This is a genomic window from Saccharomonospora saliphila YIM 90502, from assembly GCF_000383795.1.
Taxonomy (GTDB): Bacteria; Actinomycetota; Actinomycetes; order Mycobacteriales; family Pseudonocardiaceae; genus Saccharomonospora; species Saccharomonospora saliphila.
The window spans coordinates 2,189-6,292 of record NZ_KB912694.1 but is presented as its reverse complement, the minus strand read 5'-3'; the positions used below and the strand labels follow the sequence as shown (position 1 = coordinate 6,292).

3 protein-coding genes are annotated in these 4,104 nt (G+C 72.5%); all 3 read right to left on the bottom strand.

From position 1 onward, the window contains the following. Positions 1 to 209: 209 nt before the first annotated feature. The 3 genes from SACSA_RS0114870 to ffh are packed head-to-tail and all read right to left on the bottom strand — an operon-like array spanning position 210 to position 3,647. Complete coding sequence (locus SACSA_RS0114870; protein ID WP_019818350.1) at positions 210 to 941, bottom strand: CPBP family intramembrane glutamic endopeptidase; 732 nt, start codon at positions 939 to 941, stop codon at positions 210 to 212. Between the two features lie 57 nt (positions 942 to 998). Then, on the bottom strand, positions 999 to 2,096 hold the full coding sequence (locus tag SACSA_RS0114865) for an amidohydrolase family protein (RefSeq protein WP_019818349.1): 1,098 nt from the start codon (positions 2,094 to 2,096) through the stop codon (positions 999 to 1,001). A gap of 6 nt (positions 2,097 to 2,102) precedes the next feature. Then, positions 2,103 to 3,647, bottom strand: a complete 1,545-nt coding sequence (gene ffh / locus SACSA_RS0114860) for a signal recognition particle protein (protein ID WP_028661899.1) — start codon at positions 3,645 to 3,647, stop codon at positions 2,103 to 2,105. Between the last annotated feature and the right edge of the window lie 457 nt (positions 3,648 to 4,104).

Below are 4,104 nucleotides of genomic sequence, written 5' to 3'. Positions count from 1 at the left end.
CCCCGCGCACGCCTCCCCGGCGGAGGCGGCCCCGGAGGGCCCCGCCGCCGCGCCAGTCTTCCCGCCGACCTCGGCGTCGGGCTCGGTCTCCGGCTCCTGCGACTCCCCGGGCACACCAGTCCTTTCGCCATCCCTGTGCCGGTCACCCGCGCCCGGCGGCGTCGCCGAGGGGCCGACCGTGGTTGAGCCTACTGTCTGTCGTACCGCGGTCACGACCCGCCGAACAGCAGCAAGGCCGGGGGCAGGTTGTTCACCGCGTGCGCGACGACGCTCGAGCCGACCCTGCCGGTGATCATGCGGGCGGCACCGATCGCCACGCCCTGACCGACCAGTGCCAGGGTGCGCGTCGGCTCGCCGTGCACCTGGGCGAAGACCAGCGCGGTCACCACCAGCACCACCCACGGTGGGACGCGGTAGTGGCCGAGCGCGTTCCACAGCGCACCGCGGAAGAGCAGCTCCTCGGTCAGCGGCGCACCGGCCACGAGCACGAGGGCGGCGAGCAGGAGCCAGCCGACGTTCGACCCGAGGCCGCCGAAAGCGTCGGTGACCGGGTCGGGCATCCGCTCGGGCCCGTAGACGCCGAACAGCAACAGGTTCAACAGGTACGCCGCGAGCAACGAGAATCCGCCGCACGCCACGCCGATCCTGACATCACGCATGGTCGGAACCAGTCCGAAGTCCACGCGCGAGCCCCGGCCCCAGCGCAGCGAGCCGAGCACCGGGCCGAGACCGAGCAGCAGGTTCGGCAGGAAGGCCAGCAGCACCAGCGGACCGAGCCGCGGCAGGGTCAGCGGGTCGGCTCCCCCGTTCAGCGCCAGCCCGGACAGCACCAGCGTGACCGCGTAGTAGGCACCGTAGGAGGCGAAGAAGGTGAGAAAGCCCCAGTGCGCGCCGAGTACCAGTCCGTCGCGGGCCGAAGCGGCGCCGTCCTCCCGCTCCACCGCACCTCCCCGTGCCGTCGTCAGGCCGTCCGGGCCTGGCCCGGCCCACGGCCCACCCTACGGCGACGAGGGCGGCTCCGTGGAGTCGAGCACCTGACCGCGCAGGACGACGTGCCTCGGGCGGCGCAACGCGGCCAGGTTCGCGCGCGGGTCGTCGTCGAGCACGAGCAGGTCGGCCGCCGCCCCTTCGGTGAGCCCGTCGTAGCCGAGCCACTCCCGCGCGGCCCAGGACGCCGAGGCCAGCGCCTGTGTGGTCGTCATGCCCGCCGCGTGCAGAGCTTCGATCTCGTCGACGATCCGGCCGTGGGCGACCATGCCCCCCGCGTCCGTGCCCGCGTAGACCGCGACGCCCGCGTCCACGGCGCTGCCCACCATGTCGCGGACGCCCGCGTGGAGTGCCCGCATGTGCGCGGCGTAGGTCGGGTACCGCACGGCCTGGTCGGCGATGCCCGGGAAGTTGTCGATATTGATCAGCGTGGGCACCAGCGCGGTGCCCCGGTCGGCGAGCTCGGCCAGGTCCCCTGCCCCGAGTCCCGTGCCGTGTTCGAGGCAGTCGATGCCGGCGTCGAGCAGCCCGGGCAGGGCAGCCTCGCCGAACACGTGCGCGGTCACGCGGGCGCCCGCCTCGTGCGCCACCTTGACGGCCTCGGCGAGCACGTCGTCCGGCCACAGCGGCGCCAGGTCGCCGACCGACCGGTCGATCCAGTCACCGACGAGCTTGACCCAGCCGTCGCCGTCGGCCGCCTGTTCGGCCACGGCGTCCGGAAGTTCGTCCGGGTGTCCCAGTTCGAGGCCGAGGCCGGGCAGGTAGCGCTTCGGCAGAGCCAGATGACGGCCTGCGCGGATGATGCGCGGCAGGTCCGCGCGTCGTTGCAGCGGCCGGACGTCGATCGGCAGCCCGCAGTCCCGGATCAGCAGCGTGCCCGCGTCCCGGTCACGGCGGGCGTGCTCGGCGGCCTCGTCGAGGGTGGTGGCACCGTTGGCGTCGATACCCGGGTGACAGTGCGCGTCCACCAGGCCGGGCAGAACGAACGCCCCGTCGAGGGCGCGGGCCGATTCCGCCCCGTCGGGCGGGGTGCCGGTGACGCGCCCGTCAACGATCCACAGGTCGCGCTCGGTCTCGTCGGGCAGCACGACCCCACGCACGTGGTACATCGGCTACTACTTCTTCTTCGGCAGCTTGAGCTTGGACGGGTCGAAGCCGGGCGGCAGGTCGTTGAGCCCGCCACCGAGCTGGGAGAGGTCGGGCATACCGCCGCCTCCCGCGCCAGGGCCCTGCCCGAGCCCGGCCGGGAAACCGCCCGGCATCTTGGGCTGCGTGGGCCCGCGGTTCTTGCCCTTCTTACCCTTCTTCCCCTTTTTGCCCTTCTTGCCGCCGCCCTGGCCGCCCTGGCCGCCGAAGCCGAACCGGCCCGCCATCTGCTGCATCATCTTGCGGGCCTCGAAGAAGCGGTTCACCAGGTCGTTGACGTCCCGGACCGCGACGCCCGACCCCCGGGCGATGCGCTGCCTGCGCGACGCGTTGATGATCTTCGGGTTCTCGCGCTCGGCGGGCGTCATGCCCCGGATGATGGCCTGGAGCCGGTCGATCTGGGCATCGTCGACCTGCGAGATCTGGTCCTTCATCTGCCCCGCGCCTGGCAGCATCCCGAGCAGGTTGCCGATCGGGCCCATCTTGCGCACGGCCTGCATCTGCTCGAGGAAGTCCTCCAGCGTCAGCTCGCCGGTGCCGAGCTTGCTCGCCGCCTGCTCGGCCTTGTCCTGGTCGAAGGCCTGCTCGGCCTGCTCGATCAGGGTGAGCATGTCACCCATGCCGAGGATGCGGCTGGCCATCCGGTCGGGGTGGAAGACGTCGAAGTCCTCCAGCTTCTCCCCGTTGGAGGCGAACAGGATCGGTTCGCCGGTGACGTGCCGGACCGAGAGCGCGGCGCCACCACGCGCGTCGCCGTCGAGCTTGGTGAGCACGACGCCGGAGAAGCCCACGCCGTCGCGGAAGGCCTCGGCCGTGGTCACCGCGTCCTGACCGATCATCGCGTCGACGACGAACAGCGTCTCGTCGGGGGTGACCGCGTCCCGGATGTCGGCGGCCTGCTGCATCAGCTCCTCGTCGACACCCAGGCGGCCCGCCGTGTCGACCACCACGACGTCGTGCTGGGCCCGGCGTGCCTCGTCGATCGAGCGGCGCGCGACCTCGACCGGGTCGCCGACGCCGTTGCCCGGTTCGGGGGCGAAGGTCTGGACCCCGGCGCGCTCGCCGACCACCTGGAGCTGGGTCACCGCGTTCGGGCGCTGGAGGTCGCAGGCGACCAGGAGCGGCGCGTGCCCCTGCTGCTTCAGCCACGTCGCCAGCTTGCCCGCCAACGTGGTCTTACCGGAGCCCTGAAGGCCCGCCAGCATGATCACGGTGGGGGGCGTCTTGGCGAGGTTCAGCCTGCGCGTCTCGCCGCCGAGGATGCCGACGAGCTCCTCGTTGACGATCTTGATGACCTGCTGGGCCGGGTTCAGGGCCTGCGAGACCTCGGCGCCCTTGGCCCGCTCCTTGACCTGGCCGATGAACGCCCGCACCACCGGCAGCGCGACGTCGGCCTCAAGCAACGCGATGCGGATCTCGCGGGCGGTCGCGTCGATGTCGGCGTCGGAGAGCTTGCCTTTGCCGCGCAGGTTCTGCAGGACCGACGTGAGCCGATCGGAGAGTGTGTCGAACACGGGGTGCACGCTCCAGCGGGTCGTGGTTGTTCGAGTCGGCTCACCGGGCCGACCACGCCCTCCCAGGGTAGACGACAGGGAGGGCGGGGTCGGCCCGCCCGGCCGGGTGCTCCCCCCAATGCTCCCCCTCTCCGGCCGGGCGGTGGGACCCCGACAGGGGCGCCCATGACGGTCCGGCGTCGCGTTCGCCAGACCCCCAGCGACTGGCGACCGTGGGGCCGGACCGGGCGCCTCGTTCGAGGCTGTCCACAGAGTGCCCGGTGACGGGGGTGTGGGGGCAGCGTGAAGCCACCGAGTAACCCGTGAGTAGACCTACGCAATCCGGGCGCACGACGTGACGGCGGCCTCCCCGCACGGCCCGGGACCCCGACGCGCACCCGGTCATCCCGGAGGAGGAGTTGCTCCCGCCCCGGGCGCGGGATGGTGCTGGAGCACCGGCACAAGCTCGACCTACGGG